Annotated in this window: 15 protein-coding genes; 8 read left to right on the forward strand and 7 right to left on the reverse strand. The window is 73.8% G+C overall.

The window, feature by feature from the left end:
• Positions 1 to 2 precede the first annotated feature (2 nt).
• Both AB0J71_RS44515 and AB0J71_RS44520 read left to right on the forward strand, forming a co-directional pair.
• A complete protein-coding gene (locus AB0J71_RS44515; RefSeq protein WP_364420238.1) occupies positions 3 to 1,091 on the forward strand; it encodes a carboxymuconolactone decarboxylase family protein in 1,089 nt (362 codons plus the stop codon).
• A 13-nt stretch (positions 1,092 to 1,104) separates the two neighbouring features.
• Positions 1,105 to 1,908 (forward strand): TIGR03084 family metal-binding protein, encoded by an 804-nt coding sequence (locus AB0J71_RS44520; RefSeq protein ID WP_352328837.1) that lies wholly within the window; start codon positions 1,105 to 1,107, stop codon positions 1,906 to 1,908.
• Between the two features lie 133 nt (positions 1,909 to 2,041).
• Here AB0J71_RS44520 and AB0J71_RS44525 read toward each other — a convergent pair whose 3' ends face one another.
• On the reverse strand, positions 2,042 to 3,544 hold the full coding sequence (locus tag AB0J71_RS44525) for a benzoate-CoA ligase family protein (RefSeq protein ID WP_364420240.1): 1,503 nt from the start codon (positions 3,542 to 3,544) through the stop codon (positions 2,042 to 2,044).
• A 231-nt stretch (positions 3,545 to 3,775) separates the two neighbouring features.
• On the opposite strand from AB0J71_RS44525, the gene AB0J71_RS44530 reads away from it, so the two are divergent.
• Positions 3,776 to 4,876, forward strand: coding sequence for a hypothetical protein (locus AB0J71_RS44530; protein WP_364420242.1), 1,101 nt, complete (start codon positions 3,776 to 3,778; stop codon positions 4,874 to 4,876).
• A 96-nt stretch (positions 4,877 to 4,972) separates the two neighbouring features.
• Positions 4,973 to 5,959, forward strand: a complete 987-nt coding sequence (locus AB0J71_RS44535; protein WP_364420244.1) for a helix-turn-helix transcriptional regulator — start codon at positions 4,973 to 4,975, stop codon at positions 5,957 to 5,959.
• Positions 5,960 to 6,103: 144 nt separating this feature from the next.
• On the opposite strand, the gene AB0J71_RS44540 is transcribed toward AB0J71_RS44535, so the two are convergent.
• Positions 6,104 to 6,274 carry a hypothetical protein gene (locus tag AB0J71_RS44540; protein ID WP_352328843.1) on the reverse strand — a complete coding sequence of 57 codons (171 nt, stop codon included), beginning with the start codon at positions 6,272 to 6,274 and terminating at the stop codon, positions 6,104 to 6,106.
• A 275-nt stretch (positions 6,275 to 6,549) separates the two neighbouring features.
• Here AB0J71_RS44540 and AB0J71_RS44545 point away from each other — a divergent pair, with 275 nt between their 5' ends.
• Complete coding sequence (locus tag AB0J71_RS44545) at positions 6,550 to 8,136, forward strand: acyl-CoA carboxylase subunit beta (RefSeq protein ID WP_364420246.1); 1,587 nt, start codon at positions 6,550 to 6,552, stop codon at positions 8,134 to 8,136.
• A gap of 9 nt (positions 8,137 to 8,145) precedes the next feature.
• Here AB0J71_RS44545 and AB0J71_RS44550 read toward each other — a convergent pair whose 3' ends face one another.
• Positions 8,146 to 9,588: an MFS transporter gene (locus AB0J71_RS44550; protein WP_364420248.1), complete on the reverse strand. Its 1,443-nt coding sequence runs from the start codon at positions 9,586 to 9,588 to the stop codon at positions 8,146 to 8,148.
• A 368-nt stretch (positions 9,589 to 9,956) separates the two neighbouring features.
• On the opposite strand from AB0J71_RS44550, the gene AB0J71_RS44555 reads away from it, so the two are divergent.
• From AB0J71_RS44555 to AB0J71_RS44565, 3 genes are read left to right on the forward strand one after another with little or no spacing between them, the layout of a single operon-like run.
• Positions 9,957 to 10,292 (forward strand): hypothetical protein, encoded by a 336-nt coding sequence (locus tag AB0J71_RS44555; RefSeq protein WP_352329776.1) that lies wholly within the window; start codon positions 9,957 to 9,959, stop codon positions 10,290 to 10,292.
• Positions 10,289 to 11,059: a 4'-phosphopantetheinyl transferase superfamily protein gene (locus AB0J71_RS44560; RefSeq protein ID WP_352329774.1), complete on the forward strand. Its 771-nt coding sequence runs from the start codon at positions 10,289 to 10,291 to the stop codon at positions 11,057 to 11,059. Before AB0J71_RS44555 ends, AB0J71_RS44560 begins: the two co-directional genes overlap by 4 nt.
• Positions 11,060 to 11,076: 17 nt before the next feature.
• A complete protein-coding gene (locus AB0J71_RS44565) occupies positions 11,077 to 11,802 on the forward strand; it encodes an alpha/beta hydrolase (protein ID WP_352329772.1) in 726 nt (241 codons plus the stop codon).
• Here AB0J71_RS44565 and AB0J71_RS44570 read toward each other — a convergent pair.
• The 4 genes from AB0J71_RS44570 to metK form a co-directional block, all read right to left on the reverse strand.
• Entirely contained in the window at positions 11,746 to 12,288 is a 543-nt protein-coding gene (locus tag AB0J71_RS44570) for a hypothetical protein (protein WP_364392094.1), read from the reverse strand. The genes AB0J71_RS44565 and AB0J71_RS44570 overlap by 57 nt on opposite strands.
• Entirely contained in the window at positions 12,285 to 12,842 is a 558-nt protein-coding gene (locus AB0J71_RS44575) for a hypothetical protein (RefSeq protein ID WP_364392097.1), read from the reverse strand. Before AB0J71_RS44575 ends, AB0J71_RS44570 begins: the two co-directional genes overlap by 4 nt.
• Positions 12,843 to 12,987: 145 nt before the next feature.
• A complete protein-coding gene (locus AB0J71_RS44580; protein ID WP_352329767.1) occupies positions 12,988 to 13,635 on the reverse strand; it encodes an isochorismatase family protein in 648 nt (215 codons plus the stop codon).
• Between the two features lie 152 nt (positions 13,636 to 13,787).
• Positions 13,788 to 14,975 (reverse strand): methionine adenosyltransferase, encoded by a 1,188-nt coding sequence (gene metK / locus AB0J71_RS44585; protein WP_364420250.1) that lies wholly within the window; start codon positions 14,973 to 14,975, stop codon positions 13,788 to 13,790.
• Between the last annotated feature and the right edge of the window lie 181 nt (positions 14,976 to 15,156).

Consider the following 15,156-nt stretch of genomic DNA (forward strand, 5'->3'; position numbering starts at 1 on the left):
CGATGGGACGGCTGCTCAGCCGGATGACCGCGCCCGGCGCGCTCGCCCAGGTGCGGTACGTGCGCCCGGTGCGGCCGGGCGCCGCCCGCGGCCTGGTGGCCCGGGTGTACGAGCAGGTCGAGCGGGACTTCGGCATGCTCGCACCGCCGGTGGCCCTGCACTCCCCCGCGCCGCGCGCCCTGGCCGCGTGCTGGCTGGTCCTGCGCGAGTCGCTGCTGGCCGCCGGCGCGGCCGGACGGGTGGCCGGGGAGCTGGTGGCGAGGGAGGTCTCGGCCGGCAACGCCTGCCCGTACTGCGTGGACGTGCACGGCGCGACCCTGCGCGCGCTGACCCCCGCCGATCCCGGGCTGCGGCCGCTGGCCGCCTGGGCCAGGGCGAGCGCCGCCCCCGGGGCCGGCGGCCCGCCGGTGACGGGGGCGGCGGCCGTGGAGCTCGTGGCGGTCGCGGTGACCTTCCAGTACCTCAACCGCATGGTCAACGTGTTCCTCGGCGACTCGCCGCTGCCGCCGGAGCTGCCGGGCGCCGCGCGCGGATCCGCGCTGCGGGTGTTCGGCGCGCTCATGCGGCCCGCCGCGCGGCGGCCCGCGCCCCCCGGCGGCTCGCTGGGCCTGCTGCCCGGCGCGCCGCTGCCGGACGACCTGGCCTGGGCGGGCGGCGTCGCGCGGCTCGGCGAGGCGTTCGCCAGGGCCGCGGCGGCGATCGAGGAGGGCGGCGCGCGGCGGCTGCCCGTCCAGGTCCGCGAGCTGGTCGCCGAGCGGGTGTCCGGCTGGGACGGCGTCCCGCCCGGCCCCGGCGACGGCTGGGCCGATCAGGCCGCCGCCGCGCTGCCGCCCGCGCAGCGTCCGGCCGCCCGGCTGGCGCTGCTGACCGCGCTGGCCTCCCACCAGGTGGACGCGCGCACGGTCGGCGAGTTCCGGGCCGCGACGCCGGGCCCGGCCGCGCCCACCGACGCCGCGCCCACCGACGCCGCGCTCGCCGACGCCGCGCTCGTCGAGGCGGCCTCCTGGGCGGCCATGACCGCCGCGCGCCGGACCGGCGCCTGGTCCGGGCTGCCCGCCACCCCGCTTCCGACCGCATCGACAGCCGACTGAAAGGAACGAGGACGTGACCGAGCTAGAGGTAGTGCTCGACGACCTGGCGGCCGACGGCGACCAGCTCGACGCGCTGGTGTCGGGCCTGGACGCCCAGCAGTGGAAGCTGCCCACCCCCGCGCCGGGCTGGACGATCGCCGACCAGATCGCCCACCTGGCCTTCATCTTCCGCCTGGCCACCGCCGCCGCCACCGACGCGGAGGCGTTCGCGGCCATGACGGCCGGCGCCGAGAAGAACTTCGACGGCGCGGTGAACGCCGCGCTCAAGGCGTTCGAGAACGACTCGCCGGACACGCTGCTGGCCAAGTGGCGGGCCGGACGGTCGCAGGTGCACGCCGGTCTGGCCGCCGTGCCCGCGGGCGAGGTCGTGCCGTGGCTGGTCAACCCGCTGCCGCCGATCGTGCTGGCGTGCGCGGGCATCATGGAGACCTTCGCCCACGGGCAGGACGTCGCCGACGCCCTCGGCGTGCGGCTGGAGCGCACCGACCGGCTGCGGCACCTGGTCGTCTTCGCGGTGCTCACCCGGGACTTCGGCTACCTGTCGCGCGGGCTGACCCCGCCGGCCGAGGAGTTCCGCTTCGAGATCACCGGCCCCTCCGGCGAGGTGTGGGCCTACGGCCCCGAGGACGCGGCCCAGCGGGTCTCGGGCCCGGCCGAGGACTTCTGCCTGCTGGTGACCAGGCGGCGGCACCGCGCCGACGTGGCGGTCACGGCGACGGGCGCCGAGGCCGACCGCTGGCTGGACATCGCGCAGGCCTACCGCGGGCCGGCCGGCGCCGGCCGGCGTCCCGGCCAGTTCGCCCGCGCCGGCGTCTGACAGGCGGCGCCTGAGAAGCGGCGCTTGGCAGACGGCGTCCGGGAAGCGGCGTCTGAACAGCGGCGTGTGAGAAGTTTCCCGAACCGCGGGCGCGCCCGTCCGGAACTCCCCCAGTCCCGGGCGCGCCCGCTTCTCACGCCCCGACCTCCAGCGCGCGGCGGTCCACCTTGCCCGAGGCCGTCTGCGGCAGGCGCTCCACGAACGTGATCTTCCGGGGGAACTTCTGGGCCGCCAGCCGGGCCCGGACGAACGCCTTCAGCTCGGCCGCCTCGACCGCCGCCGAGGCCACCACGTACGCGTGCGGCCGGGTCAGCCCGCGCAGCCGGTACCCGACCACCGCGCACTCGACGACGGCCGGGTGCTCGCGCAGGCAGTTCTCGATCTCGGCGGGCGCCACCCAGGACCCGCCCACCTTCAGCAGGTCGTCGGCCCGTCCCCGGTAGCGGAAGTAGCCGTCGGCGCCCCTGGTCACCAGGTCGCCCGAGCGCACGGTCCGCCCGCCCACGAACGTGCTCGCGGTCCGCTCCGGGTCCTGCCAGTACTCCAGCGCGACGGCGTCGCCGGTGACCTCCAGCCGCCCGGTCTCGCCGTCGGGGACCTCCCGCCCCTCGGGGTCCACGACGCGGGCGCGGTAGCCGGGGACGACCTGGCCGAGCGTGCCGGGCCGGACCCGTCCCGGGCGGTTGGACAGGAAGATGTGGTACGCCTCGGAGGAGCCGAGCCCGTCCACCACCTCCACGCCGAAGGTGTCGCTCCAGCGGCGGTGCAGTTCGGGCGGCAGCGCCTCGCCCGCCGACGTGCACAGCCGCAGGCAGCTCAGGTCCTGCCGGCCGGCGTCGGGGTGGGCGAGCATGGCGCTCATCATCGTGGGCACGTTCACCAGGACCGTGGGCCGGTGCTCGGCGATCAGCTCGAAGATCGTCTCGACCCGGCTGCGTTCGGGGAAGATCACGCCGGCCGCGCCGACGCCGAAGGGGAACAGGGCGGTCAGGTCGCGGGCGTAGCCGAAGAACAGCTTGGGCACGGGCAGCACCACGTCGTCCGGGCGCAGGTCCAGCACGCCGCGGGCGTAGGAGTCGAAGCTGACGTGCGGGCTCCTGGCGGGCAGCACGCAGGCGCGCGGCGCGCCGGTGCTGCCGGTGGTGAACTTCCACAGCGCCACGTCCCCGGCGGCGACCGGCACCGGGTCCAGCCGCGCGTCCTGCGCGCCGACCAGGGTGTCGAAGTGGTGCTCGCCGGGGCGCAGCAGGTGGCGCGACACGCCGGTGACGAGCAGGCCGGTCAGCCCCGCCGCGCGCAGGCTCTCCAGCGCCGACGGCCCCGCGACCACCAGGCGCGGACGGGCGTAGCCGGCGAAGTAGCGGTAGTCCTTGGGCCGCAGGAACGTGTAGACCTCGGCGGTGACCGCGCCGATCTTCTGGGCGCCGTACCAGGTGGCGACCGACTCCACGCTGTCGTCGGCGGCGATGAGCACCCGGTCGCCGCGGCGCACGCCGAGCTCGCGCAGCGCGTTGCCGGCGCGGTCGGCCAGGGCGCGCAGCGTCGCGTAGTCGACGCGGCCCTGGCGGGTGACGAGCGCGGTCCTGGCGCCGTCGGCGCGGTCGAGGAATCGTGCGGCGATGTTGAAAGAGTCCATGACATGCCTTCTCGCTGCTCTGCTCGCGGGCTGGTTCCGCCTTCCACGGTGCCGGGCGCGGGCCGTCCGCAGGGGGCCTGGAGGCGTCAGCAAGCTGGCGGTCGTGGCAGCTTGCTGACGGCTTTCTCCCGGATTGCGGGATGGCCGCCGCGGCGTTGACGGGCCCGTTCGGCCGCGCGTGTACTGGGGATGCGGCGGCCGCGACGGCCGTCGCGCTGCGGAGGAGAAGCGATGGCATCCACGCCCGCGGGCTCGTGGCCGGTGACGGAGACGACCGGTGAGGCGCCCGGTGACACGGCCGGCGGCATGGCCGGCGACATGGCTGACGACATGGCCGGTGAGACCGCCGCCGGGACGGCCGGTGAGGCGTTCGCGCCGATGGCCGACTGCCTGGGCGGCGCCGTCCATCTGGCCTGCGCCGAATCCCCGCGGGACGAGCTCGCCGTCATCGTCGCCGGGTTCGCCGGCTACGAGGCCCAGAGCAGGGCGCGGGCCCTGGCCCGGCTCGCCGCCCTGCGCCGCCTGCGCCGCCTGACCGGCGACGGCCCCCAGCCCGCGTGGACGGGGACGGAGCTGCGCCTGTCGGACTTCGTCGCCGACCCGCCGGCGAGCCTGCGGCGGCACGTGCCCGGCACCGGCCTGCTCAGCGGGCGGCGCTACCGGCTGCCCGTCGAGGTCGTGTGGACGGGCGGGCACGAATGCCTGGTCGAGCCGGCCACGAGCGGCGTGGTGGACAGCGGCGTGCCGGAGGCGATCGCCGAGGTGGTCGCCCACGACGTGGTGGCGCGCTGGTGGGCCGAGCCGCGCGAGCCGCTGCTGCGGGTCTCCGGCTCGCTGGACCGCCTGCTGCCGCCCGGCGTGACGGCCGCGGCCTCGGGGCTGGGGCTGCGGATGTCGGCGTTCGTGTTGTCGGTGCCCGATCTCCGGGTCGCCCTGGTGACCGTCGGCGGCGAGGGCGCGACGCTGGCCGCGGCGGCCGGCCGTACCGTGAAGTCGGCCGTGTGCGAGGCGTTCCTGCGCGCGATGGCGGCCAGGGCGCAGCCGTGGAGCACGCTGGAGCTGCCCGACTGCCTGCGCCGGTTCGCGGTGTGGCAGCGGGAGGGCGACTACGCCGCCCATCTGGAGCGCCTGGCCGTCGACGCCGATCCGCGGCTGGTGGACGAGGTGAGCGGGCTGCGTCCGTCCGGCTGGCCGGAGATCGCCGCGCGCCGGTTCGGGCACGAGCCGGTCGCCGTGCGGGCCGGCGGCGAGGTCGTCAAGGTGTTGTGCCCGGGGGCCGCGTGCTACCGGGCCGCGCCCGGGGCCACCGTGCTGCCCTGTCCCGTGCCCTGACCTCCGCGGACACCGCAACCTGCGAGGAGCGCCGGCCGTCCGGATTCCGATAATGGAAGTGCAAGCTCCGGCCGCCGAACCCCCGGGAGGTGGGGCGTGGATCTGTCCGTCATTGGAGTCACCCCCGAAGCGGAGGCGGTCTACCGCTATTTCCTGCGCCATCGGGGCGAGAGCGTGGGCTCGGTGCCCGAGGCCCTGGACCTCGATCCCGAGACGGTGGAGTCGGCGGTGGAGACGCTCGACCGGCTCGCCATGCTCGATCTGAACGACCGCCACCGGGTCACCGCGACCGAGCCGCGGATCGCCATCGAGCGCCTGGTCGAGCAGCGCCTGGAGGAGCTGAACGCGGAGATCCGCCGGGTGTTCGGCGCCCGCGACGCCATCTCCAGCTTCCTGGAGGACAAGCGGGAGGGCGACCGCTCCAACGCGGTGCTGGACATCGAGCGGGTGGAGAGCGGCGCGCGGGTCCGCCAGCGCCTGGACGACCTGGCCTTCTTCTCCTACAAGGAGACGCTCTGCCTGCACCCGGGCGGGCCGTTCAACGAGGTGATGATCGAGTCGGCGCTGCCGCTCGACACGCGCTCGCTGCGGCGCGGCCTGGCCCTGCGCGAGATCTTCCACCCCAAGGCGCTGGAGGACCAGCGCATGGTGTCGTACCTGCGCGAGCTGGCGCACCTGGGCGCCGAGATCCGCGTCACCGACCAGCCGATGGACCGCATGCTCATGTACGACCGCAGCGTGGCCGTCGTCCCGATCGATCCCAAGGCGCACTCCACGGGCGCGCTGCTGGTCCGCGAGCCGGGCCTGATCTCCCAGCTCGTCATCTACTTCGAGGGCCTGTGGAAGTCGGCCGTGCCGCTGGCCGACCACCTCGACCCGCCCGGCGAGGAGCCGACGTTGTCGAAGATGGAGCAGCGGGTGCTGGCGGTCATGGCCACGGCCGACAAGGACGAGATCGCCGCCCGCGAGCTGGACATCTCGGTGCGCACCTACCGCCGTTACGTCGCCGACCTGATGGCCAGGCTCGGCGCGGTCAACCGTTTCCAGGCCGCGCTGCGGGCCAAGGAGGAGAACTGGATCTGAGGCGTTTCTTCCGGCGTTTCCGCCGGACGGCATGACGAACCCCCGCGACCCGGTCGCGGGGGTTCTCTCGTGTTCGGCCCTCGTCTTATAAGCAGACCTCCTCGGCGAAATTCACGGTCAATTCCTTTCCGGTGTCGGGGCTTTTTACGGCCAGGTGTTGCCCTGCGGGGAGGGCAGCGGGGTGGGCAGCGGCCAGGTGTTGCCGTCAGGGGCGGCCGGCGCGGGCCAGGTGTTGCCGTCCGCCTGCAGCACCACCGTGTCGGCGGCAGCGGCGGCGGCCTGCGCGGCGGTGGCGCCGACGGCCCAGACGAGCATCCCGGAGACAATCGCGATAATCCACTGGGAAATCCTCTTGGCAACAATGCTGTTCGTCATTTCACTGCCTCTTTCTCGGCGGTTCGTGGCGCTGTTTCCTTGCACTTCCAACTTTGCGCCGCGGCGGGGGCGCGAACCAGGCTCCGGCGAGGCAGCAAGCTGCATCGGCGTTTCCGCTTCCTGCCATGTCCGGCGCGGTCAAGCACTGCAGGAGGTGACATGAAACGGCCATCGATCCTTAACTGGACATACCGGAAGAGTCCGAGGAGGAAACGATGACCATCTCCCCCGAGGTCCTCCAGGAAGCCCCGCCGTCGGCCATGGACCGCCTGCGCGAGGAGCTGGCCGGCGCGCGTGCGGACATCGCGCGCGGCCGCCCGCAGGCCGTGGAGCGGCAGCACGCGCTGGGCAAGCGCACCGCGCGCGAACGGCTCGACCTGCTGCTGGACGAGGGCTCGTTCCTGGAGATCGAGATGTTCCGGCGGCATCGGGCCCAGGGGCTCGGCATGGAGGCCCAGCGGCCGCACACCGACGGGGTCGTGGCCGGATCGGGAACCATCGACGGCCGCCGCGTCTTCGTCTACGCGCAGGACTTCACCGTCTTCGGCGGCTCGCTCGGCGAGGCGCACGCCCAGAAGATCCACAAGGTGATGGACCTGGCGCTGTCCAGCGGGTCGCCGTTCATCGGGCTCAACGACAGCGGCGGGGCCCGCATCCAGGAGGGCGTGCTGTCGCTCAACGGCTACGGCGGCATCTTCCAGCGCAACGTGCAGGCGTCGGGGGTGATCCCGCAGATCGCCGTCGTGCTCGGCCCGTGCGCGGGCGGCGCCGCCTACTCGACGGCGCTGGCCGACTTCACGTTCATGGTGCGCGACACCGCCCAGCTCTACCTGACCGGCCCGGACGTGGTCGAGGCGGTCACCGGCGAGCGCATCACGCACGCCGAGCTGGGCGGCGCGCAGGTGCACGCCAGCCGGTCCGGGCTGGCCACGTTCGTGCACGACGACGAGGAGAGCTGCCTGGCCGCCGTGCGCGAGCTGGTCTCGATGCTGCCGAGCAACAACATGAGCCGCCCGCCGGCGCTGCCCGCCCGGGCCGCGGCCGGCGACGCCCGGCCCCGGCTGGCCGAGATCGTGCCGGTGGAGCCGACCAAGCCCTACGACATGCGGCTGGTGATCGCCGAGGTGGTGGACGACGGCGACTTCCTCGAACTGCACCAGAGCTGGGCGCCCAACGTGATCTGCGCGCTGGCCCGGATCGACGGCCAGGTGGTCGGCGTGGTGGGCAACCAGCCGACCGTGCTGGCCGGCGTGCTGGACGTGTCGGCCGCGGAGAAGGCGGCCAGGTTCGTCCGGTTCTGCGATGCCTTCTCCATCCCCCTGGTCACGCTCGTGGACGTGCCCGGCTTCCTGCCCGGCAAGGAGCAGGAGCACTCGGGCGTCATCCGGCACGGCGCCAAGCTGCTGTACGCCTACTGCGAGGCGACCGTGCCGCGCGTCCAGGTCATCGTCAGGAAGGCCTACGGCGGGGCGTACATCGTGATGGACTCCCGGTCGATCGGCACCGACCTGTCGCTGGCCTGGCCGACCAACGAGATCGCGGTGATGGGCGCCGAGGGGGCGGTCAACATCATCCACCGCAAGGAGCTGGCCGCCGCGGCCGACCCCGCCGCCCGGCGGGCGGAGCTGCTGGAGCAGTACACCCGCGAGCTGGTCCATCCGGCGTACACGGCCGAGCGCGGCCTGGTCGACGCCGTGATCGACCCGGTGGAGACGAGGTCGGCGGTGGCGCGCGGGCTGGCCATGCTGCGCGACAAGCGCAAGCACGTGGCGCCGCGCAAACACGGCAACCTTCCCTTGTAGCGCCTTCCGTCAGTTTGCCTGGTCGGCGCAGGGGACGGCCGCGGCCGTCCGGGCGCGCCGGCCGGGGATCCTGAGCGCGGCCAGGACGCCCGTCAGCGTGACGGCGCCCAGGACGAGGACCGCCGCGCGCATCCCCTGGGCGGAGGCGTCGCGCAGGGCCTGCCCGGCCAGGCCTTCGATGCCCTGGTTGGCGACGGCCACCAGGACCGCCAGGCCCGCCGCGGTGCCCACCTGCAGCGCGGTGGAGGCCACCCCGGAGGCCAGGCCCTGTTCGTCCGCCGGCACGCCGGTGCCGGCCGCGATCCACATGGCCTCGTACGTGATGCCCATGCCCAGGCCGATGACGACGATCCCGGGCAGGACGGTGAGCAGGGATCCGTCCCCCTGCATGCCGGGGGCCAGGAGCACGGCGCCCACGGCGTTGCCGAGGATGCCGGCGATCAGCGTGCCGCGGATGCCGAGCCGGTGGACCAGCCGCTCGCTGAGGAAGCTGCCGGCCGTGATCGACAGGGTCGGGGCCAGGAACGCCAGGCCGGTCTCCAGGGCGTCGAAACCGAGGACGTCCTGGAGGTACAGGGTCAGGAAGTACGGCACGGCCTGCATCGTCAGGCCGAAGACGAGGATGACCACGACCGCGCCGCTGAGCGCGCGGTTGCGGAACAGCCGCAGCGGCATCAGCGGCCTCCGGCCGCGGGCCTGGAGGCGCAGGAACACCGCCACCAGGACCGCCGCGAGCACGGCCGCCGCGACCACCTCGGCTCGCGCCCAGCCCGCCTCCGAGCCGTGCGCGATCGCGAAGATCAGCAGCGTGACGCCGGCGGTGCCGGTCAGCGTCCCGGGCACGTCCACGCTGCCCCGGGTGGCGCGGCCGTCGGGAGGCAGCAGGGCGAAGGCGGCGACGGCGCCCACGACGGTCAGCGGCACGTTGACGTAGAACACGGCCTGCCAGCCCAGGGCCTGGGTGAGCACCCCGCCGGCCAGCGCGCCCGCCGTGAGCCCGCCGGCGCCCGCCATGGCCCAGACCGTCAGCGCGCGGTTGCGCTCCCTGCCCTCGGCGAACGCGGTGTTGACCAGCGCCAGCACCGCGGGGAAGAGCACCGCGCCGGCCAGGCCCTGCACGGCGCGCGCGGCGAGCAGCACCGCCGGCGCCGTGGCCAGGCCGCCCAGCACGGAGGCCACGCCGTACAGCGCCATGCCGAGCACGAACATCCGCCGGCGTCCGGCCAGGTCGGACAGGCGCCCGCCGAACAGCAGGAAACCGCCGTAGAGGACGGCGTACGCGGTGACCACCCATTGCAGGGTGTGCGCGGTGAAACCGACATCGGACGCGATGTCCGGCAGGGCCACATAGATGATGGTGAAGTCGAGACTGATGATCAGATGGCCCAGCGCGAGCAGCGCGAGGCTCCACCCCGGCCGCCGGATGCGGTCCGGGGAGCGGGTGATGGACATGGATGTGCCTTTCGTCCGTACGGGTTCCGGTGGCCTGATGGCTGCACCGGAACCGGCGGACATTTGTTGGCACACCCCCTGAGGGCACTGGGGTGGGCGGCGCCCGGGCTCGGGCCGTCCGGTCCGGTCATCGCCCCTCCCCACGTGTTCCGCGCCGTCTCCGGGACGACTATGCCGTCCGCCGCGGCCCGCGGGATCGGCCGTCCGGTCGCCGTGCCCCGGGACCTTGGACCTAGGACCAGGGGCGGGCCCGGTGACAACATGCGGCGGCGGCCTGCAGCTTCCTGACGTCCCCATCCCTGGATCGCGCCCTCCCCGGATCCCACAGTGGAGGTACGAGAGACAGACCTCCGGCAGACGAGATGGAGATGAGACCCCATGTTCGCCCCTTCACGCCGCACGGCGACGAGGAAGCCATGCTGATCCAGGTGACGATGCGCCAGGTGCGCGGGATGCCGTTCCTCGGCTCCCCGATCGACGGGATCCGCATCATGGCGCTCCTGCCGGGCCACTGGCACAAGGACCTCACCCAGGCCGGCGGGGACATCGTCATCCGGATGCGCGTGGACGAGCCCCTGACCAGCGCGCAGGTGCGCGCCGAGGTGACGCAGACCCTCGCCAACCCCGAGGTGGACCGGTGGGAGCTGGTGGCCTGCCGCGTCCTGTCCCACAGCAGCACAGCCGCAAGGGAGGAAGACCAGTGATCGCATCTGTGGTGGCGCCAGGAGAGTGCCAGGTCTGGTGGGCCGGCCCGCGCGACCATCCGGAGGGGACCCTGCTGTCGGTGCTCAGCGAGCCCGAGCTGGAACGGGCCGCGCGGTTCCGCCGCGAGGCCGACCGCAGGCGCTTCCTGACCGGCTCGTGGCTGCTGCGCACCGCGAGCGCCGTGCAGCTCGGCGTCCGTCCCGAGGACGTCGTGGTGGACCGGTCGTGCCCCGACTGCACCCGGTACCACGGCAAGCCGCAGGTCCGGGCGCCCGGCTTCCCGCTGCACGTGTCGGTCTCGCACTCCGAGGACCGGGTCGCGGTGGCCGTGACGACCGAGGGGCCGCTCGGGGTGGACGTGGAGGCCGTGCCCGCCGACCCGGTGGACGACCTGGCCCGCTGCGCGCTCACCGAGGCCGAGCTGGCCGTCCTGGAGGCGTTCCCCCAGGAGGACAGGTACGAGGCGTTCGCGAAGGTCTGGGTGCGCAAGGAGGCGGCGCTCAAGGCCACCGGGCACGGCCTGCGGGTGCCTCCGACGGAGGTGGCGGTCAGCGGGCCGGCCGACGACCCGGCCCTGCTGAGCTGGCCGCTGGACATCCCGCCGGAGAGCCTGCGGTTCCGCGTCCTGTCGCCCGGCCGCGGCTACGTCGCCGCGGTCGCGGTGATCACCGGCCGTCCGGTCGAGGCGGTGGAGTTCCACCTGCCCGCCGCGCGGGCAGACTTCGCTCGGGGCCCCCTGCCGGGGCCGCTGGCCGGCGTCGCGTGACGAGGAGGACGATCCAGATGCGAAGGACCTTCCTCCTCCTGCCGGGCTCCTGGTCGGGCGCGTGGATCTGGGAGCCCGTCGTCCGGCGGCTGCGCCTGCTCGGGCACGACGCCCGCGCCGTCACCCTGCGCGGCCTGTCCGGGCCGCGCGACGACGTCGCAGGCGTCGGCCTGCACACGCACGTCGACGAGGTGCTGACCCTGATGAAGAACGAGGGGCTGCGCGACGTCGTGCTCGTCGGGCACAGCTACTCGGGGCTGGTGGCCGGTCAGGTCGCCGACCGGGCGCCGGGCCGCGTCGCCCACACCGTCTACGTCGAGGCGTTCCTGCCGCACGACGGCCGTTCGATGCTGCACGCCTTCCCCGACCGGCAGCGGGAGCAGGAGCTGCGCCTGATCGAGGCGGGCGGGGGCCGCTGGCCCGCCCCCGACCACACCCTGCTGGCCGAGGGACAGGGCCTCACGGCGGCGCAGGCGCGCTGGCTGGCCGCCCGGTTCGTCGGCCACCCCGGCCGCGCCGTGGCCGAGGCCGCCGTGCTCAGCACGCCGCTGGAGCGGCAGCGGGCCAGCTACGTGGTGTGCGCCCTGGACCACTTCCAGGGCAGCCTGTCGCCCGACGTGTCCGCGCTGCGCGCGGCGCCGTCCTGGGACTTCCACACCCTGGACACCGGCTGCTGGCCGATGGTCTCAGCGCCCGGCCCGCTCAGCGCTCTGCTGTCCGACGCCGTCGCCGGCCGCCGTTGAGTGGCCGGCGGCCTCCGGGCCCGGTGCCGGCCCGGGCCGCGAGGACGCGGGCAGCAGCCGCCGCAGCGAGCCGGCGTGCAGGAACCACAGCAGGCCCAGCGCCACGGCCAGCAGCAGGGCGCTGAAGACCCACTCGTTCGACCCGTCCGGCCCGTAGACGCGGCCGCCGGAGCCGATGTCCACCGCGCGGACCGGCTGCCCGGCCCGGTGGGTGTAGCGGTCGCTGCCGTACATCTCGACGCCCGTGCGGCCGGTGGTGCCGTCGTCGGAGCGGAAGTCGCCCGTCCAGACGCAGGACTCGTGCCCCGGATGCGTGATGCAGGCCAGCGTGCGCGGCACGAACACCCCGGGCACGCCGTCGGCGCGGGCGGCGCGCACGACCGTGCCGAGGTTCGGCACGGTCAGGAACAGCAGGAAGCCCGCCACCAGGCTGAGCGCGAAGGAGAAGGCCGGGGAGACCCCGCGGCGCCCGGAGCGCGCCATCACGCGGGCGACACCGCGCAGGCGCAGCGCATCGCCGCCCGCTCGGACGGACGGGGGCTGCGGTGCAGGAGCATGGCCACCACCATGGGCACGAAGACCAGCCCGTTGTAGAACAGGTGCAGCTCCATGCGCGGGACGAGAAGCTGGATGATGCTCGTCGGCACCGGACGGCCCATCAGGTTGTTCCCGGTGAGCGCCTGCAGGAGCAGCAGCAGGTGCTCCAGGTGGTGCCAGACCTGGATGCCCAGCGAGATGTTCCACCACGTGCGCGACCTGCCGGTGAAGCCCGAGCGCAGCATCACCAGGCCGATGAGCATCAGCAGCGCGTAGCCGTAGTGCATCCACTCGGAGCTGACCAGCCAGGGGAAGGGCATGCCGAGGACGCCGCGCGCCTCCTTCAGCGGCCAGCCCAGCACGTAGACCTGGATGGCCTGGGCGACGTGCTCGGCCCAGTGGGCGAGCACGACGACCAGGTAGAGGGTGAGGGCGGGCTTGTGGTAGCGGGTGTTGAGCGCGCTCAACAGGCCGCCGGACGTCGACACCGTGTGGGTGGCCATGCGGGAACCTCGGCTTCCGGGATCGTCGGTCACGCGTCGTCCCGGCACGGCGAGGTCGCCGGCGAACGGTCTTCGGTCCCCTTCGGTTGCGCCTGCTCCGGGAGATCGCGAGTTCAGTGTCCGCTGCGATCCCGGGCCTGACAACTCACAAATTGCGCGGCAGGCCGGCGAGCAGCTGCTTGGTCGTCAGGGTGACGCCGCAGCGGCCGGCGACGTAGCCGAGCGCCTGCCGGTGGTCGGCGGCGGTGAGGTCGGCGACGGCGTCGGCCACCACGTACGGCTGGATGTCGTGGGTGAAGGCGTCGAGCGCGGTGGTCAGGACGCCGATGTGGGCGTAGACGCCGGCAATGAGGAGCTGGTCGCGTCCCGACTCGCGCAGCCACCACAGCAGGGTGGTCTCGTGGAAGGCGCTGTAGCGCCGCCGGGTGAAGATCCAGTCGCCCGGTCCCGGCGCCATCGGCTCGGGGAAGCCGCGCCGGGCGGGCTCCAGCCGGTCGCTGCGCCGCCAGAAGTCCCTGGCCAGCCCCTGCTGCTCGCCGGTCAGCAGGCCCGGCTGCGCCGCGTAGGCGACGGGCACGCCGAGGCGCGCGCACAGCTCGCGCAGCGCCGTCACGTTGCGCACCAGATCGGTGAGCGGCGCCTCGCCGGGCGGGAAGAGGTCGAGGCAGGCGTGCTGCAGGTCGACCAGCAGCAGGACGGCCCGGCGCGGGTCGGGCGTCCAGGTGACCGCGGCGGGCGGCAGCTCGGCGGCGTCCGGCATCGGGTAGGGCTCTATCTCGGAAACGACCGGCACGGCGACCTCCGAATTTCTCGCAGCTTTTTGAGGCTGATTCCATGATGTGCCGCCACGGCGTCCCCTGAAATGCCGGACGGCGGCAGGAAGCTGACTTCCCGCCGCCGTTTCCAGCCATTTTTCTTTTTCCGCGGAGCGCGCCGGGCCCATGGTCACAGCCCGGCCGCCGCCCGCAGTTCCTCCGTCCGGTTCACCCGCTCCCAGGTGAACTCCGCGCGGCCGAAATGCCCGTAGGCGGAGGTGCCCGCGTAGACGGGACGCAGCAGGTCCAGGTCCCGGATGATCGCGGCCGGCCGCAGGTCGAACACCTCGCGCACGGCGTCGTGGATGCGCTCCCGGGGCACCCGCTCGGTGCCGAAGCACTCCACGAACAGGCCCACCGGCCGCGCCTTGCCGATCGCGTACGCCACCTGCACCTCGCACCGCCCGGCCAGCCCCGCGGCCACCACGTTCTTGGCCACCCAGCGCATGGCGTAGGCGCCCGACCGGTCCACCTTGGAGGGGTCTTTTCCGGAGAAGGCGCCGCCGCCGTGCCGGGCCATGCCGCCGTACGTGTCGATGATGATCTTGCGTCCGGTCAGGCCCGCGTCGCCCATCGGCCCGCCGACCTCGAACCGGCCCGTCGGGTTGACCAGCAGCCGGTGGCCGGCGGTGTCGATGCCCGCCTCGGCCAGCACCGGCTCGACGACCTCGCGCGTGACGTCGGGGGTCAGCATGCCGGCCAGGTCGACGTGCGCGGCGTGCTGGGTGGACAGCACGACGGTGTCCAGGCGGACCGGCCGGTCGCCCTCGTACTCGACGGTGACCTGCGTCTTGCCGTCCGGCCGCAGGTAGGGCACCGTCCCGGACCTGCGGACCTCGGCCAGCCGCCGGGCCAGCCGGTGGGCCAGCATGATCGGCAGCGGCATCAGCTCGGGCGTCTCCTCGCACGCGTAGCCGAACATCAGGCCCTGGTCGCCGGCGCCCTGCCGGTCCAGCTCGTCGGCGGCGGCCGCGCCGCGGTGCTCGTAGGCGTCGTCCACGCCGCGGGCGATGTCGGGCGACTGGGTGCCGATCGACACCGACACGCCGCAGGAGGCGCCGTCGAAGCCCTTCTGGGAGGCGTCGTAGCCGATCTGCAGGATCGTCTCCCTGACCAGGCCGGGGATGTCCACGTACGTCTGCGTGGTGACCTCGCCCGCAACGTGCACCATGCCCGTGGTGATCAGCGTCTCGACCGCGACCCGGCTGCCGGGGTCCTTGGCCAGCAGGGCGTCCAGGATGCCGTCGCTGATCCTGTCGGCGATCTTGTCGGGGTGGCCCTCGGTGACCGATTCGGAGGTGAACAAACGACGTGACACCGACGCCTCCTAGTAGGGCAGCCGGCGCCCGGCGGGCGTGCGCAGGTCGAGTGCGGTCACGGGGGTACGCGGTCTCTTCGGCCTCGGCACGCGAATCACTTTGGGCATGGAATGGCTCCACATCTCGGCGGCGGGAAAACTCGAATTTCCCGGACGCAGATCATCCAAGATTTCGCGTCGA

The sequence above is a fragment of the Nonomuraea sp. NPDC049637 genome, assembly GCF_040675235.1.
In the GTDB taxonomy this organism is placed as follows: domain Bacteria; phylum Actinomycetota; class Actinomycetes; order Streptosporangiales; family Streptosporangiaceae; genus Nonomuraea.